Below are 14,673 nucleotides of genomic sequence, written 5' to 3' on the forward strand. Positions count from 1 at the left end.
CCCAGGACTCCCGTCGAAACTGGGCAGCAGACCTCCCCGGCCCGAAGGAGACCCGCGTGAATCACCGGCAACGCGTCCGGGCCCGTGCCCGCGGCCGCCGCAGCGTCTCGACGGCGACGTGGACGGCGGGTCTCGGCGGCGCGGCGCTGGCCACGGTCTTCGGCGTGACGCTCGCCCAGCAAGCGACGGCGGACACCACCGCACCGGCTTCTCCGCCGGTGACCTCCTCGCCGTCCGCGATCCCGCCGCCGCAGACCTCCGCGGACAGCACCCCGGACAGCATCCCGGAGAGCAGCGCGCCTCCGGCGGTCAGCCCGCCCGCGCAGCCGCCGGTCGTCGGTCGCCGGCACCACAGTGCCGCGCGCTCGGGCGGCTCATGACCACGGCCGCCGAACCGCTCGCGAGCATCCGGTTCCGCGCGCTGGGCACCACGGCCGAACTGGTGGTCACCGAGCCGGACCGCCTCCCGATCGCGACAGACCTGCTCCGGACCGAACTGCGTGCCGTCGACGAGACGTGCAGCCGGTTTCGCGACGATTCGGAGATCGCCGAGCTGCACCGCCACGCCGGTTCTCCCGTGCGGGTCAGCCCCTTGCTGGCCGAAGCGCTGCAGGTCGCGTTGCGGGCCGCCGAGGCGACCGGCGGGCTGGTCGATCCGACCGTCGGCCAAGCCGTGTGCGACCTCGGCTACGACCGGGACTTCTCCGCGATCGCCCGCGATCTCGCCGCACCGGTCAAGCCGGCGGGCGAGGCTCCCGGCTGGTGGCGGATCACCGCCGACTGGCCCCGGCGCGAGGTCGTCGTCCCGCGCGGCGTGCGGCTGGACCTGGGAGCTACCGGGAAGGCCTGGGCAGCCGACCGTGCCAGCACCGTGCTCGCGCGCGAACTCGGCTGCGGCGTGCTGGTCGGGCTCGGCGGCGACGTCGCTGTCGCGGGACGCGCACCGGCCGGGGGATGGCCGGTGGTGGTCGGCGAGGACCACGCCGCGGCGGATCCTCTCCGCGACCCGGTGATCGCCGTGGCCAGCGGCGGACTGGCCACGTCCAGCACGGTGTGCCGCACCTGGCGGCGAGCCGGGCGGACGGTGCACCACATCGTCGATCCGCGCACCGGGGACATCCCGGATCCCTGCTGGCGGACTGTGACCGTCGCGGCGGCCACGTGCGCGGACGCCAACACGGCCAGCACCGCGGCCGTCGTGCTCGGCGAACTCGCTCCGGCGTGGCTCGCGGAACGCCGGCTGCCCGCTCGCCTGGTCGCCTCGGACGGGCGCGTCGTCCGCGTCGCCGGATGGCCGGAAGAGGCGCCGGCATGAGCGCGTTGTGGTACGTCAGCCGGGCGACAGGACTGGCCGCATTGGTGCTGTTCACGGCCGTGGTGGTCCTCGGCGCGATCTCCAGCGCCCGGCTCGCGTCGCCGAGGTGGCCGAGGTTCGCCGTCGCCGCCTTCCACCGGAATCTGTCCCTGATCACGCTTGCCTTCTTGGCCGTCCACATCGCGACCGCGATCATCGACACGTACGCGGGCATCCGGTGGATCAGCGTGGTGGTCCCGTTCGTCTCGGCGTACCACCCGGTGTCGCTCGGCATCGGAGCCGTCGCGTTCGATCTGCTCGTCGCTGTGGTCGTGTCCAGCCTGCTCCGTCCCCGGATCAACGCCAAGGTCTGGAAAGCCGTGCACTGGGTCGCGTATCTCTCCTGGCCCGCGGCCGTGGTGCACGGCTTCGAGATCGGCGGCGCCGACTCCCGGCTGGGCTGGGTCCGGGTGCTGCTGGTGGCCTGCGTGCTCGCCGCCGCGGCGGCCGTGGGGTGGCGCGCGACGGTGCGGCATCCCGACACCGAGGCCCGGCGCGGCACCCTGGGAGGCCTGTGATGACGACCGCTCGCCATCCCCGGGCGGCCAGCGGGCCGCTGCTGCCGCCTGACCCGGCCCGCCCGCGCCGTCTTCTCGCGGGCTGGCTGGAAGCCCGGCAGTCCGCCGGATTCGCCGAGCACAGCGCCCGGTACGGTGCGCTGCCCGTCGAACGCTACGCCGGACGGAACGGCAGGGCCCTGCTGCTGTCCACAGTGGACGCTTCAGGGCTGCGAGGGCGCGGCGGGGCGGGTTTCCCCACCGGCCGCAAGCTGCGTGCCGTCGCCCGCGGCCGCCGCCCGGTCGTCGTGGCCAACGGCTGCGAGGGCGAACCGGCGAGCGGCAAGGACCGAGCACTGCTCACCGTCGCGCCGCACCTGGTCATCGACGGGGCGGTGCTCGCCGCGACGGCGACCGACGCGACGGAGATCATCCTGTGCGTGCACCGCGCCGATCCGATCGCCGGCTCCGTCGCCGGTGCGCTGGCCGAGCGGCCGAGCGGAGAGATCCCGATCCGGCTGGTCCAGGCGCCCGGCCGGTACGTGGCGAGCGAGGAATCCGCGCTCGTCAACTTCCTGGAGACCGGCGACGCCCGGCCGACCGCGAAACCGCCCCGTCCTTTCGAGCGCGGGGTGCGCGGCCGGCCGACCCTGGTCGACAACGTCGAAACGCTCGCCCATCTCGCCCTGATCGCCCGCTACGGCTCGGAGTGGTTCCGCGGCTGCGGCACCCGGGACTCGCCCGGCACCACGCTGGTCACCGCCGGCGGCGGAGTCGCCCGGCCGGGGGTGTACGAAACCGCGTTCGGCACCCCGGTCGCAGAGGTGCTCGACCAGGCGGGCGGCCCGGCGGGAACACCCCAGGCCATCCTGTTCGGCGGATACAGCGGCACCTGGCTGCCCGTGCCTGTCGCGGCGGGCATCCGGCTGTCCCATGAGGACCTTCGCGCGGCGGGCGCAGCACTCGGCGTCGCCTCGCTGACCGTGCTGCCCGCGCGCGCCTGCGGTCTCGCCGAAACCGCTCGGTTGCTGCGCTATCTGGCGGGGGAGTCCGCGCGCCAATGCGGTCCGTGCATGTTCGGTCTCCCCGCCATCGCCGACGATTTCACCTCTCTGGTGCTCGGCGGCCGGGCAGCGGCGCTGGCCGGACAACGGCTCCGCACGCGGCTCTCGGTCATTCCCGGGCGCGGCGCGTGCGCCCATCCCGACGGCGCCGTCCGGCTGGCCGCGAGCGCGCTGCGGTGTTTCGCCGACGACCTGCGAGCCCACCTCGCCGGGCGTCCGTGCGCGTGGGCGGCGCACCCCGCGCTGCCCTTGCCGGGATGGAACAACCGAAGCGGCGATTGGACGTGACCGTGCCCGAACGACGCTCCCGTCAGCTGCGGGTCGACCCGATCGCCTGCCGGGCCCACGGAATCTGCGCCGAACTGCTGCCCGAACTGATCGACCTCGACGAGTGGGGCTATCCGATCCTGGTCGACCGGCCGGTGCCGGGCCCGGTGCTGTCCGACGCGCGCCGGGCGGTCGCCGCCTGCCCGACCCTGGCGCTGCGGCTGGCGGCGGGCGGGCGCCGATGACCCGCCCGGTGCGAACCGGCCAGCGCCGTGCCAAAGTAAGCACGCCTTCGCAGAATTCCCGCTGAATCGCGAAATTCCACCGGATTAAGGACATCATGACGACCGTGAACGGCCTGCCCGCCCACATCCTGCTCGTGCACGCGATTGTCGTGCTGCTGCCGTTGAGCGCACTGCTGCTGGTGCTGAGCAGCGTCTGGCCGAAAGCACGCGGCAAGCTCGCCGCGCCGAACGCCGTGCTGGCCGTGCTCGCGCTGATCCTGGTTCCGATCACCACGAACGCCGGCGAATGGCTCGAGCGGCGGGTTCCGCGGACTCAGTTGCTGCGCGACCACACCGAACTGGGCGACACCGCGCTCTGGGTCGCGATCCCGGTCGCCGTGCTCGCGCTGGTGGTGTGGTGGCGCCAGCGCGAAAACGCGACGGTGACGGACAAAAACGACGTGGGGGCCGTCGAGGACAACGCCGCGGTCGCCACCGCCGTGCGCCGCAAGACTTACCTGGCGCCCGCCTCGACGAAGGTCACGACGGTGATCGCGGTCGTCGCGGTCCTGGTCGCCGGTGCGACCCTTTACGACGTCTACCGCATCGGCGATTCCGGTGCGCAGGCATCGTGGCAGGGTAAGTTCAGCGAGAACGCCGCCCCACGCGGCACTCGGTGACGCTCGGCCGCGGGGGCCCGCCGAGGAGGGAGCAGAAGCGATGACCGATCACCCGGCAGTGTCTTCGATCGACGCGGTGGCCGCCGAATTGCAGGTCGAAGCCGGCGCGCACGGATCACGGCGGGCCGCGCGGACGCTGGTGTCCGGAACCTCCCAGCGGGCGACGCTGATCGCGTTGGGGGACGGCGCCGAGCTGGCCGAGCATGACTCGCCGCCCGCGGCCACGCTCCAGGTCGTCGCCGGCACCGTGCGGCTGCACACCCAGGGTGCGGAGTGGACGCTGGAACGCGGGCAGCTGGCCGTCGTTCCGCCGGAACGCCACGGGCTGCAGGCGCTGGGAGACGCGGTCGTGCTGCTGACTGTCGCGCTGCGGTAACCGGCCCTCCTTGGTCGCCCCCGCCGGTGACCGAAGACCCTAACCGGACCGGCGGGCCGCTTCGAGACTGGAGCGGTGACCAAGCACATCGTGATTCTCGGCGGCGGGACGGGCGGCACCCTGGCCGCGAACCGGCTGCGGCGCGGTCTGGGCGATCAGGTCCGGATCACCGTGGTGGACCAGGACAACGACCACGTGTACCAGCCGGGCCTGTTGTTCGTGCCGTTCGGCCTCGCCCAGCCGGAGGACCTCGTCCGGTCCCGCCCGGCGCAGTTGCACCGAGGAATCGAGTACCACCGCAGCGCGGTAGACCACGTCGACGCCGAAGCCGCGCGAGTCGGTCTGGCGGACGGCACGATGCTCGCCTACGACGCGCTCGTGATCGCGACCGGCGCCCGGCTCGTGCCCGAGGAAACCGAGGGACTCACCGGCCCGGGCTGGCGGGAGACGGTGCACACCTTCTACGACTACGCCGGGGCGATGGCGCTCGCGTCCGCGCTCGACGAGTTCACCGGCGGGCGCCTCGTGGTGAACGTGATCGACCTGCCGATCAAATGCCCGGTCGCCCCCTTGGAATTCTGCTTCCTCGCCGACTGGTACTTCACCGAACAGGAAATCCGCGACGAAGTGCGGATCACCTATGTCACGCCGCTCGATTCCGCGTTCACCAAGCCGGTGGCGGCGAAGACGCTCGCCGGTCTGCTGGAGGACAAGAGCATCGAACTGGTGACGGAGTTCAACACCGGCGAGGTCGACGGCGCGGGCGGTCGGCTGGTCTCCTACGACGGCCGCGAGGTCCCGTTCGATCTCGCGGTGGTGGTGCCGATGCACAGCGGAGCGTCCTATGTGGACCGATCGCCCGGTTTGGGTGACGAGTTCGGCTTCGTTTCCGTCGATCCGCACACGCTGCAGTCCACGGCGTACCCCAACATCTTCGCGCTCGGCGACGCCGCCGGGGTGCCGGCGTCCAAGGCCGGTTCGGTCACCCACTTCGAGGGCGCGGTGCTCGCCCGCAACATCGCACGGTACCTCGCCGGCCGTCCGCTCGACCCCGGATTCGACGGGCACACCAACTGCTTCATCGAGAGCGGTTTCCACAAGGCGATGCTCATCGACTTCAACTACGACACCGAACCGCTGCCCGGTCATTTCCCGGCGGCGGCCGGACTTCCGCTGCTGCGCGAATCGCGGCTGAACCACCTCGGCAAGCTGATGTTCTCGTGGCTGTACTGGCACAGCCTGCTGCCCGGCCGGGAAATCCCCGGCATCGCCGCCGAGATGCCCCGCGCGGGCAAGGAGTTCCCGGCGCCCGCGGAACACTGACCAGAAAGGACACTCATGCCCACCGCGACCTACGCGGGCACCGAGGTGCCTGTCAACGACGAGGGTTTCTTCGCCGAGCCGGAGTCCTGGACCGAGCAGATGGCTCCGGAGATCGCCCGCGAAGCCGGCATCGACGCGCTGACCGACGAGCACTGGAAGGTCATCGAGTTCATGCGGCGAGAATACGCGGAGAAGGGCACCGGCCCGACCGTGCGGGCGCTCGGACGCACTTCCGGCGTCCCGATCAAGGACCTGTACCGGCTCTTCCCAAAAGGCCCGGCCAAGCTCGCCGCGAAAATCGCCGGAATCCCGAAACCGCGCGGCTGCATCTGAGGAGGAATCCCGGCATGATCGAAAAAGTCTCTGTCATCGTCTCGAAAGGCTCGCTGGACGCGATCTACCCCGGCCTGATCATGGCCAACGGGGCGCGCGCGGAAGGCATCGAAGCCGATCTGTTCTTCACTTTCTTCGGGCTGGACGCCGTGCACAAGGCCCGGCACGACCACATCAAGCTGGCGACCGTCGGCAATCCGGGCCTGCACCTGGCCACCTGGGCGGGCGGACTGCCCGGCGTCTCGTCGGTGCTGACGCAGTATCTCGAACGGAAGATGGAAAAGCTCGACATCCCGGCCATCCCGGAATTCCTCGAAATGATTTCCGACACCGGGACAGGGCTGTACGCGTGCAAGGCGTCGGTCGACCTGTTCGGCCTCGAAAAGGACGATCTGATCGAGCAGGTGCGGGACATCATCACCGTCGGCGAATTCTACGCCAAAGCGGCGGGCGGCCAGATCATTTTCACCTGAGCGCCCCGCTGCGCGCGCGAAGCACCAGCTTCGCTGTGCCGCCCGCTTGCGTCTCCGCTCCCGCTCGACCGGGGTCACTGGCTGGACAGCGGTTGCGGAGTCCGGTAGCCGAGAAGCCGGGCGAGGAGGTCGGCCCGCCCGCGGTTCAGCTCCGGCGGAGCGGGCGGCGGCGTGCGCCGGGTCAGGGCGCGGACCGCGCGGACGAATTCCCGGACGCGGGAAGGGGGCGGTACCAGGTCGTCGCCGAGGTAGGCCACCACGAGCAGGTCTTCGCCGGAATGGGTTTCGATGGTGAACGACCAGCCGTGCCGTTCGTCCCAGACCAGCGCTGTGTCGCGTCCGGGATGGACGGCGAGCTGCCCGTCGAGTGCGAGGTAGGCCGACATCGGCGAGTCGAGGTCCATCGTGGCGGACTCCGGGCCGACGCCCGCTGCGACGCTCACCGCATCGAGGTAGCCGCTCATTCCGCAGTGCAGGAGGTATTCGTCGTCGGTGGTCGCTTGCTGGCCGCTCATCGGTTCTCGTTTCTGCTGCCGCGTGGCACGGCGGATTTCTCGGCGCCGGCGGTTCGGTCGGGCGGGCTTTCGCCTATGCCCGGAATGGCGTTCCGCGCTCGCCCTGGCCGCCGGTTCGCGACGCTCGGGGGGAAGCGGGCGCCCGGCTGCCTGTCTCCAGGCTGCGCTTCGGACGGGTGCCGGAAAAGGGCCGAAGGTCCCCGGCTCCGCCCTCTGTGGACGGAGGCCAGAGCCGCGCACAGGTTCGCCGCGCCGCGCGGTTCCGTTCGCTCAGGCGCACAGGTCGCGGCCGGACGAGCGGTCGAAGGCCGCGGCGATGCTCGCCCGGCACGCGCGGGTCAGCTGGCGGGTGGCGCGGTTGTCGGGGGTCTGGCCGCAGCGCGGGCAGGAGAACCGCACGTCGCCGGAGAGTTCGTCGACGGCCGCGTCGAGCGGGCGGCCGCACGGGCGGCACCAGCGGTGGCCGCTGAGCGGCACCGCGTGGTGCGGGGACGAGACGCACTGGTGGAGCCAGCGGCGATGGGTCCGGCAGGTGATCCGGTCGAACGGGTCGAGATCGGTCTCCTCGCGGGAGTCTTCCTGGGTCAGCGCGAGCGCGAGACGGAGGTCGCGGAGATCGGCGTACCGGGCGTCGACGCGACCGTCCGGCGCCAGCGCGAGCCGGTCGTGGCGGTTGCGCCGCAGTCCGGCCGGGACGGTCGTCGCGGGCGCAGGAGGGCGGTCCGGGGAGATGCGGTCGATGCTCATGGTCGCCTCGCTTTCGTTGCGTCCGAGCTTCCGCTTCGACGCGCGGGTCCACGAGGGCCGCACTGCCCGTTCCGGAGGGCCCGCCGGCTCCCGGCGGCGAGCGGTTCTTCTTGCCGCGCGGGGACTTTAGGCACCGGATCGGCACCTATCGCGGCACTGCGGCCGGGATTTCGGCCAAATCCTCGGGCGCGGTTCGGCTGGCCGCCAGAGCAGCCTGCACGGCCGTGCCGTCGACGGTCTCTTCCTCGCGCAGCCGCTCGGCGAGCCGGTCGAGCGCGTCGCGGTGCTGTTCGAGCAGGGCTGCCGCCCGGGCCTCGGCCTCCCGCACGAGGCGGCCGATTTCCTGGTCCACCACGCGTTGCGTCTGTTCGGAGTACGGCCTGCCCAGCAGCGCCGGGCCGTCGTCGGCGACGGCGGGGGCTCCGCCGCGGCTGTAGCCGATCGGGCCGAGCGCGGGGGAGAGCCCGAACTCGGTGACCATTTTCGCGGCGATCGCGGTGGCGCTCGCGAGATCGTTGGCGGCGCCAGTCGACGCTTCTCCCAGCGCGACCAGTTCGGCCGCCCGTCCGCCGAGGCGCACCGTGAGCAGATCGGCCAGGTAGCTCTCGGAGTAGAGCCGCCGTTCGGCCTCCGGCAGCTGCTCGGTCGAGCCGAGGGCCATGCCCGCGGGCAGGATCGTCACCTTCGCCACGGGGTCGGCGTGTTCGCACAGCGCCGCGACGAGAGCATGCCCGGCCTCGTGCACGGCGACAGACCGGCGCTCCTCGGGAAGCAGCGCGTTCGAGGCGTCGCGGCGGCCGAGCAGGACCCGGTCCCGTGCGGTCGCGAGGTCGTCTGCGGTCAGCACGGTCCGGTTGTCCCGCACAGCGTTGATCGCCGCCTCGTTGACGAGGTTGGCCAGATCGGCGCCGGAGAACCCGGGCGTGCCGCGGGCGACGACCGTCAGGTCGACGTCCGGATCGAGCCGCTTTCCGTCGATGTGGACCGCGAGAATCTCAGCCCGCTCGGCCTGGTTGGGCAACGGGACGGTGACCTGCCGGTCGAACCGGCCGGGGCGCAGCAGCGCGGGGTCGAGGGTTTCCGGCCGGTTCGTCGCGGCGAGCACGACGGTGCCGCCGCTCTGGTCGAAACCGTCCATTTCGGCCAGCAGCTGGTTCAGCGTCTGCTCGCGCTCTTCGTGCCCGCCCGCGCCGCCGATGCCGCGGCGGCTGCCGACGGCGTCGATCTCGTCGATGAAGATGATCGACGGCGCGCGATCGCGAGCCTCGGAGAACAGGTCGCGCACCCGGGAAGCCCCGACGCCGACGAACATCTCCACGAACGCGGACCCGGTGATGGACAGGAACGGCACGCTCGCCTCGCCGGCCACCGCGCGGGCGAGGAGGGTTTCCCGGTGCCGGGCGGCCCGACCATCAGCACCCCGCGCGGGCCCTTGGCCCCGGCGGCGGCGTACCGCGAGGGATCGCGCAGGAAGTCGACGACCTCGGCGATCTCCTGTTTCACTCCCTCGTACCCGGCGATGTCGGCAAACCTCGTGCCGGGTCGCTGAGCCTCGATGATCTTGGCCTTCGACCGGCCGAACCCGCCGATGCCGCCCATGCCTCCCATGCCGCCGAGCCCGCCCGCGCCGAGAGTGCGCTGCGCGCGCCGGCCCGCCCACCAGAACAGTCCGAACATCACCAGGATCGGCAGATACGCCAGCAGAGCGGTGAAGACCGAATCGCCGCTGCTGGTCTTCGCGCCGGTGACGGCGACGTTCTTCTCGCGCAGCTTGGCGTCGAGCCGCGGATCGCCGAGCGCGGTGGGAAGCTGGCTGGTGAACTTGCCGCCGTCGCGGTAGTTCCCGGAGACCGCGCCGTCGCCGCCGACCGTGATCTCGGCGACCTGGTTGGCGTCTACTTTGGACAGGAGCTCGGTGTAGGCGAGCGCCGGGACCGACGAGGTCCACAGCGAGGGACCGGCGATGAGCACCACGGTGACGAGAACCGCCGCGGTGAGCAGAAGCCCGATGAGGCCGCCGTTGCGGTGCTCTTCGGGCTTGTGCGCGGGCGGGTCCGGAAGCGGCCCGGGACGGGCGGTGCGGGACATCCTGGCCTACGCCGCACGCTGGGGAGCAGTCATGGCACGACTCTGCGCAACCGCGGCGCCGGAGAGAAGAGCCGAACGTCCCCGGCGGGCGGGACCTGCGGACGTCGTCCCGGATCCGGCCCGCCGACATCCTGGACGGGGCACTGCGGACGAGAGGAGCCGCGATGACGGCGGAAATGCGGGCCTGGCGGGTGCGCGCGCCCGGTCCGATGGCGGGCGGCCCGCTGGTGCGGGAACGGACGCCGGTCCCGGAGCCAGGAGACGGCGAACTGCTGGTGCGGGTGCGCGTGTGCGGGGTGTGCCGGACCGATTTGCACGTGGCGGAGGGCGATCTTCCAGTGCACCGCGCCGGAGTGGTGCCCGGCCACGAGATCGTGGGCGAGGTGGTCGAGGCGAGGGCCGGCGGCTTCGGGACGGGGGACCGGGTCGGCATCGCCTGGTTGCGCGGAACCTGCGGCGCGTGCCGCTATTGCGTGTCCGGCAAGGAGAACTTGTGCCCGGAGTCGAGGTACACCGGATGGGACGCCGACGGCGGATACGCCGAGTACGCCGTCGTCCCCGCCGCGTTCGCGCATCGGTTGCCTGCCGGCTACTCCGACGAAGAGCTGGCGCCGTTGCTGTGCGCCGGGGTGATCGGCTACCGGGCGTTGAAGCGGGCCGAGGTCCCCGAAGGCGGCCGGCTCGGCATTTACGGGTTCGGCGGCAGTGCGCATCTCGCCGCGCAGGTGGCGCTCGCGCGCGGGGCGACGGTGCACGTGCTGACCCGCAGTCCGGAAGCCCGGAAGCTGGCGATCGAGCTCGGTGCCGCTTCCGCGGGCGACGCGGCAGAGGCGCCGCCGGAACCGCTGGATTCGGCGATCCTCTTCGCGCCAGCCGGGGAACTGGTGCCGGTCGCGCTGGCGGCGCTGGACCGAGGCGGCACACTCTCGATCGCGGGTATCCATCTTTCGGACATACCCGTGCTGAATTACCAGCACCATCTCTTCCAGGAACGGCAAGTGCGCAGCGTCACCGCGAACACGAGGGCGGACGCGCGGGAGTTCCTGGAGTTCGCGGGAGCGCACCGGCTGCACGTCCGGACGATGTCCTATCCGCTGTCCGCGGCGGCGGAGGCGTTGACGGACTTGGCGGCGGACCGGGTCACCGGAGCCGCTGTCCTGCACGCGGACTGATTCCGTCCACTGTGGACTGAACCGGGGTCCTTCGGCCCTTTCCCGGCCGGAGGCCTTCGGCGCATCGTGCGGCCGGGAGGCGTCATGACACTTCAAGGGAAGCGGCTGCCGGGCGAAGCGCTGCTGCTCGCCGCGGTGGCTGTGTTGCTGGCAGCCGGAGGAATTCTCTGGTGGTGGGGGAACCCCGGGTCCGGCAGCTGCTGGGCGGCGGCGACCGCGGTCGCGCTGGCTCCCGCCGTCTGGTGGGTGGCCGAGGATCTGCGGCACCGGCGCTGGGGCGCGGATTCGCTGGCGGTGCTGGCGCTCGCCTCGACCCTCGCGGTCGGCGAGTTCCTCGCCGGCGCGGTCGTCGCGGTGATGGTCGCGACCGGGCGGGTGCTCGAATCGCGGGCACAGCGCCGCGCCGCGCGGGACCTGACCGCGCTGCTGGACCGGGTGCCGCAAACGGCGCACGTGCGGGCGGGGGACGACCTTCGCGAGGTCCCGGCGGGCGAAGTCGCCGCGGGGGACGCGGTGGTCGTCCTGACCGGCGAGGTCGTTCCCGTGGACGGGACGCTCGCCACCGGCGGGGTATTCGACGAGTCGGCCCTCACTGGGGAACCGCTCCCGGTCGCGCGCACCGCCGGGGACGCGGTCCGCAGCGGAGTGGTGAACGCCGGGGCCGCGGCGGAGATCACGGCGGCGGCGAGCGCGGACGAAAGCACGTACGCCGGGGTGGTCCGGCTGGCCGAGTCGGCGGCGGCGCAGACGGCACCGGTCGCGCGGCTGGCGGACCGGGTGGCCGTGTGGTTCTTGCCCGCGGCGTTGCTGATGGCCGGTGCGGCGTGGCTGCTGAGCGGCGAAGCGGAACGGGCGGTCGCGGTGCTGGTGACCGCGACTCCGTGCCCGCTGCTGCTGGCGGTGCCGATCGCGGTGACCGCCGGGATGTCGCGCACCGCGAGGGCGGGGGTCGTGGTCAAGGACGGTGCCGCGCTGGAGTCGCTTGGCCGGGCCCGGGTGCTGCTCATGGACAAGACCGGCACGGTCACCGCCGGGCGGCCGGAGGTGACCGACGTGGTGTGCGCGCCGGGGCACCCCGTCGAGGAGGTGCTCCGGCTGGCCGCGAGCGTCGAGTACTACTCGCCGCACGTGCTCGCCGCGGCGGTCGTCCGGGCCGCGGAATCGGCCGGGATCGAACGCGCCCCGGCGGTCGAGGTCGGCGAGGTGCCCGGTTCCGGGGTCGCCGGGCGCGTCGGCGGGCGGCTGGTCCGAGTGGGCAGGCCGGCCGCCGGCCGGGAGACGCCGGCCTGGGCGCGCAGTGCCGCGCGCCGGGGACGGCTCGACCTGGCGACCGTGCTCTGGGTCGAGTGCGACGGCGAGCCGGTGGCGGCGCTGCTGGCGAAGGACCGGGTCCGCCCCGACGCGGCCCGCACGACGCGCCGGCTGCGGGCGGCCGGGATCGCCACGATCGGGCTGCTCACCGGCGATCGGGTGGACAACGCGCGGGAGGTCGCGGCCTTGCTCGGCCTCGACCGCGTCCAGGCGGAGGTCAGCCCGGCGGAGAAGGTCGCGGCGGTTTTCGCCGCTCGGGCCGAGGGACTCGTCGTGATGACCGGCGACGGCGTGAACGACGCTCCGGCGCTCGCGGCCGCCGACGTCGGCGTTGCGCTCGGTTCCCGCGGCGCCACGGCGGCGGCGCAGGCGGCCGACGCGGTGATCCTCGACGACCGGCTGGACCGGCTCGCCGACGCCGCGGAGATCGCTCGGCGCGCGCGGCGGCTGGCAGTGCAGAGCGCCGCGGCCGGAGTGGCGCTGTCGCTGGCGGCGATGGCGGCCGCGGCAGCCGGTTTCCTCACGCCGGTCTGGGGCGCGATCGTGCAGGAGGGCATCGACGTCGCGGTGATCCTCAACGCCTTGCGCGCCTTGCGGGTCCCCGCGGTCGCGGCTCCGGCACCCGCCCAGCTGGTGCACCGCTTCGAGACCGAGCACGAGCGGCTCCGGCCCGCGCTGCTGGCGATCCGGCAGGCCGCCGACGCACTGGCCGGCGGTCCGACCCCGGCGGCGGATCGGGCTGTCCGGCACGCGTGCGACGTGCTGCTGCGGCAAGTCCTGCCGCACGAGACCGCGGAGGAGACCGAGCTGTACCCGGCGCTGGCCGATGCGCTGGGCAGTCCGGAGAGCACGGTGCCGATGAGCCGCGCGCACGCCGAGATCGCCCGGCTGGCGCGGCGGCTGGAACGGCATCTGGCCGAGTCGCCGTCGAGGATCCAGGCGGACCAGGTCGACGACCTGCGCGCGACGCTGTACGGGCTGGACGCGGTGCTCACCCTGCATTTCGCGCAGGAGGAGGAAGCCTATTTCACGCTGCCGGCGTCGTGAGCGGGCCGCACGCCGAGTCCGGCGAGTTCGAGCGTCCGCGCGAGATCGCCCGGAGCCGCTACTCCGGCGAGCTCGCCGTGGTCGACGACGAGCACCAGGTCCTGGCCGGGACGCAGCCGCACGCCCCCGAACACTTGGGAGAGCGGCGTGTCCGGACTGGCGATCAGGCAGGCGGGCGGCTTTACGCAGATGTCCTCCAGCCGCGTGGCGGTCCGCTCGGTTTCCGGGACCCGGGACAGCGCGGAAAGACTGACGACACCGACCGGTGCCCCGGTGAAGGACACCACGGGGAAGGTCCGGAACCGGGTCCGCGCGGCCTGGTCCAGGAAGCCTTGCACGGTGTACCAGCCGGGTGCGGTGACCGGTTCGGTGCTCATGACGTCGCGGAGCCGGAGCTGGGAAAGCAGCTGCCGCAGCGGGGCCGCGGACATCTCGGTGCGCGCGGCGACGGCGAGGAACCAGCTGATGGCGATCGTCCAGAGTCCGCCGAGGTTGCCCAGCGCCAGAATTTGCCAGGCGCCGAAGGCCGCGAGCGCGCTGGCGAGCACCTGGCCGCCGGCGGCGGCGATCCGCCGGGCACGGGCCCGGTTTCCGGTCAGCCGCCACGCGACGGCTTCGAGAACGCGCCCGCCGTCGAGCGGCGTCCCCGGCAGCAGATTGAAGACCGCGAGCACGCCGTTCGCCCAGCCCAGCCAGGCGAGCGCCACGGTGACCACCGCGGGCAGCAGCGGGGAGGCAAGCGCGGACGCGCCGAGGAACCCTCCGCCCGCCACTGCGCTCGCCGCGGGCCCGGCCGCCGCGATGAGCAGCGCGGAGCGCGGCGTCGGCGGTTCCTCGGGCAACTCGGTGGAACCGCCGAGCAGCCACAGCGTGATGCGTTCCGCCCGGAGCCCGTAATGCCGCGCGACGAGCGCGTGGCACAGCTCGTGCGCGAGCAGGGACGCCAGGAACACCAGCGCGCTCACGACCGCGACCGTCCAGTCGACCGCGACCGGCGAACCGCGGGCGCCGAGCGGAAGGACGGTCGTCGCGAGGAGATCGGCCAGCAGGCCCATCACGATCAGCACGGACCAGTGCGCGCCGACGCGGATCCCGGCGACGCGGCCGAGCGGGAATGTCGCCTGTGTCATGGCCCGAATCTCCCGCTGGGCCGGTGCGAGCGGCAGGGCCGCAGCGCCTCTCGCCGCGGGACCAAAGACTCC

General features: G+C 72.8%; 16 protein-coding genes and 1 pseudogene. 12 read left to right on the forward strand and 5 right to left on the reverse strand.

Annotation, left to right across the window (positions count from 1 at the left end; all coding sequences use genetic code 11):
• Window positions 1–56 precede the first annotated feature (56 nt).
• The 10 genes from FKO37_RS26855 (at window position 57) to FKO37_RS26900 (ending at window position 6,591) form a co-directional block, all read left to right on the forward strand.
• Window positions 57–380: a hypothetical protein gene (locus FKO37_RS26855; RefSeq protein WP_134661456.1), complete on the forward strand. Its 324-nt coding sequence runs from the start codon at window positions 57–59 to the stop codon at window positions 378–380.
• The gene (locus tag FKO37_RS26860) at window positions 377–1,315 is read left to right on the forward strand and encodes an FAD:protein FMN transferase (RefSeq protein ID WP_238606270.1); all 939 of its coding nucleotides are present in this window, start codon (window positions 377–379) and stop codon (window positions 1,313–1,315) included. Before FKO37_RS26855 ends, FKO37_RS26860 begins: the two co-directional genes overlap by 4 nt.
• A complete protein-coding gene (locus FKO37_RS26865; RefSeq protein WP_238606271.1) occupies window positions 1,312–1,872 on the forward strand; it encodes a ferric reductase-like transmembrane domain-containing protein in 561 nt (186 codons plus the stop codon). The genes FKO37_RS26860 and FKO37_RS26865 overlap by 4 nt, the downstream gene beginning before the upstream one ends.
• Entirely contained in the window at window positions 1,872–3,203 is a 1,332-nt protein-coding gene (locus tag FKO37_RS26870; protein WP_238606273.1) for an NADH-ubiquinone oxidoreductase-F iron-sulfur binding region domain-containing protein, read from the forward strand. The genes FKO37_RS26865 and FKO37_RS26870 overlap by 1 nt, the downstream gene beginning before the upstream one ends.
• Complete coding sequence (locus FKO37_RS26875) at window positions 3,173–3,427, forward strand: ferredoxin (protein WP_238606274.1); 255 nt, start codon at window positions 3,173–3,175, stop codon at window positions 3,425–3,427. The genes FKO37_RS26870 and FKO37_RS26875 overlap by 31 nt, the downstream gene beginning before the upstream one ends.
• Window positions 3,428–3,522: 95 nt before the next feature.
• A complete protein-coding gene (locus tag FKO37_RS26880) occupies window positions 3,523–4,086 on the forward strand; it encodes a DUF2231 domain-containing protein (RefSeq protein ID WP_238606275.1) in 564 nt (187 codons plus the stop codon).
• Window positions 4,087–4,126: 40 nt separating this feature from the next.
• Window positions 4,127–4,462, forward strand: a complete 336-nt coding sequence (locus tag FKO37_RS26885; RefSeq protein WP_037806023.1) for a hypothetical protein — start codon at window positions 4,127–4,129, stop codon at window positions 4,460–4,462.
• Between the two features lie 75 nt (window positions 4,463–4,537).
• The gene (locus tag FKO37_RS26890; protein ID WP_238606276.1) at window positions 4,538–5,785 is read left to right on the forward strand and encodes an FAD/NAD(P)-binding oxidoreductase; all 1,248 of its coding nucleotides are present in this window, start codon (window positions 4,538–4,540) and stop codon (window positions 5,783–5,785) included.
• Window positions 5,786–5,800: 15 nt separating this feature from the next.
• Window positions 5,801–6,118: a TusE/DsrC/DsvC family sulfur relay protein gene (locus tag FKO37_RS26895; protein WP_238606277.1), complete on the forward strand. Its 318-nt coding sequence runs from the start codon at window positions 5,801–5,803 to the stop codon at window positions 6,116–6,118.
• Window positions 6,119–6,132: 14 nt separating this feature from the next.
• On the forward strand, window positions 6,133–6,591 hold the full coding sequence (locus tag FKO37_RS26900) for a DsrE/DsrF/DrsH-like family protein (protein WP_238606278.1): 459 nt from the start codon (window positions 6,133–6,135) through the stop codon (window positions 6,589–6,591).
• Window positions 6,592–6,665: 74 nt separating this feature from the next.
• Here FKO37_RS26900 and FKO37_RS26905 read toward each other — a convergent pair whose 3' ends face one another.
• The 4 genes and pseudogenes from FKO37_RS26905 to FKO37_RS26920 form a co-directional block, all read right to left on the reverse strand.
• Window positions 6,666–7,106, reverse strand: coding sequence for a DUF6292 family protein (locus tag FKO37_RS26905; protein ID WP_238606279.1), 441 nt, complete (start codon window positions 7,104–7,106; stop codon window positions 6,666–6,668).
• 270 nt (window positions 7,107–7,376) lie between these two features.
• A complete protein-coding gene (locus tag FKO37_RS26910) occupies window positions 7,377–7,853 on the reverse strand; it encodes a hypothetical protein (RefSeq protein ID WP_238606281.1) in 477 nt (158 codons plus the stop codon).
• A 145-nt stretch (window positions 7,854–7,998) separates the two neighbouring features.
• Window positions 7,999–9,204, reverse strand: a complete 1,206-nt coding sequence (locus FKO37_RS26915) for an ATP-dependent metallopeptidase FtsH/Yme1/Tma family protein (protein ID WP_238606282.1) — start codon at window positions 9,202–9,204, stop codon at window positions 7,999–8,001.
• 449 nt (window positions 9,205–9,653) lie between these two features.
• Window positions 9,654–9,941: pseudogene (locus FKO37_RS26920) on the reverse strand (ATP-dependent metallopeptidase FtsH/Yme1/Tma family protein); the annotation flags it as partial.
• A gap of 176 nt (window positions 9,942–10,117) precedes the next feature.
• Here FKO37_RS26920 and FKO37_RS26925 point away from each other — a divergent pair.
• Both FKO37_RS26925 and FKO37_RS26930 read left to right on the forward strand, forming a co-directional pair.
• Window positions 10,118–11,113 carry a zinc-binding alcohol dehydrogenase family protein gene (locus tag FKO37_RS26925; RefSeq protein WP_238608338.1) on the forward strand — a complete coding sequence of 332 codons (996 nt, stop codon included), beginning with the start codon at window positions 10,118–10,120 and terminating at the stop codon, window positions 11,111–11,113.
• Between the two features lie 84 nt (window positions 11,114–11,197).
• Window positions 11,198–13,471: a heavy metal translocating P-type ATPase gene (locus FKO37_RS26930; protein WP_238606284.1), complete on the forward strand. Its 2,274-nt coding sequence runs from the start codon at window positions 11,198–11,200 to the stop codon at window positions 13,469–13,471.
• Here FKO37_RS26930 and FKO37_RS26935 read toward each other — a convergent pair.
• Window positions 13,447–14,601, reverse strand: coding sequence for a site-2 protease family protein (locus FKO37_RS26935; RefSeq protein WP_238606285.1), 1,155 nt, complete (start codon window positions 14,599–14,601; stop codon window positions 13,447–13,449). The two genes, FKO37_RS26930 and FKO37_RS26935, sit on opposite strands and share 25 nt — an antisense overlap.
• Between the last annotated feature and the right edge of the window lie 72 nt (window positions 14,602–14,673).

This window comes from Amycolatopsis sp. Poz14 (assembly GCF_006704225.1).
Taxonomy (GTDB): domain Bacteria; phylum Actinomycetota; class Actinomycetes; order Mycobacteriales; family Pseudonocardiaceae; genus Amycolatopsis; species Amycolatopsis nivea.

Excerpts from the sequence above, each read along its gene's own strand:
- FKO37_RS26860 (WP_238606270.1), top strand. The coding sequence starts at position 377 with ATGACCACGGCCGCCGAACCGCTCGCGAGCATCCGGTTCCGCGCGCTG.
- FKO37_RS26865 (WP_238606271.1), top strand. The coding sequence starts at position 1,312 with ATGAGCGCGTTGTGGTACGTCAGCCGGGCGACAGGACTGGCCGCATTG.
- FKO37_RS26870 (WP_238606273.1), top strand. The coding sequence starts at position 1,872 with ATGACGACCGCTCGCCATCCCCGGGCGGCCAGCGGGCCGCTGCTGCCG.
- FKO37_RS26875 (WP_238606274.1), top strand. The coding sequence starts at position 3,173 with ATGGAACAACCGAAGCGGCGATTGGACGTGACCGTGCCCGAACGACGC.
- FKO37_RS26880 (WP_238606275.1), top strand. The coding sequence starts at position 3,523 with ATGACGACCGTGAACGGCCTGCCCGCCCACATCCTGCTCGTGCACGCG.
- FKO37_RS26885 (WP_037806023.1), top strand. The coding sequence starts at position 4,127 with ATGACCGATCACCCGGCAGTGTCTTCGATCGACGCGGTGGCCGCCGAA.
- FKO37_RS26895 (WP_238606277.1), top strand. The coding sequence starts at position 5,801 with ATGCCCACCGCGACCTACGCGGGCACCGAGGTGCCTGTCAACGACGAG.
- FKO37_RS26900 (WP_238606278.1), top strand. The coding sequence starts at position 6,133 with ATGATCGAAAAAGTCTCTGTCATCGTCTCGAAAGGCTCGCTGGACGCG.
- FKO37_RS26905 (WP_238606279.1), bottom strand. The coding sequence starts at position 7,106 with ATGAGCGGCCAGCAAGCGACCACCGACGACGAATACCTCCTGCACTGC.
- FKO37_RS26910 (WP_238606281.1), bottom strand. The coding sequence starts at position 7,853 with ATGAGCATCGACCGCATCTCCCCGGACCGCCCTCCTGCGCCCGCGACG.
- FKO37_RS26925 (WP_238608338.1), top strand. The coding sequence starts at position 10,118 with ATGCGGGCCTGGCGGGTGCGCGCGCCCGGTCCGATGGCGGGCGGCCCG.
- FKO37_RS26930 (WP_238606284.1), top strand. The coding sequence starts at position 11,198 with ATGACACTTCAAGGGAAGCGGCTGCCGGGCGAAGCGCTGCTGCTCGCC.
- FKO37_RS26935 (WP_238606285.1), bottom strand. The coding sequence starts at position 14,601 with ATGACACAGGCGACATTCCCGCTCGGCCGCGTCGCCGGGATCCGCGTC.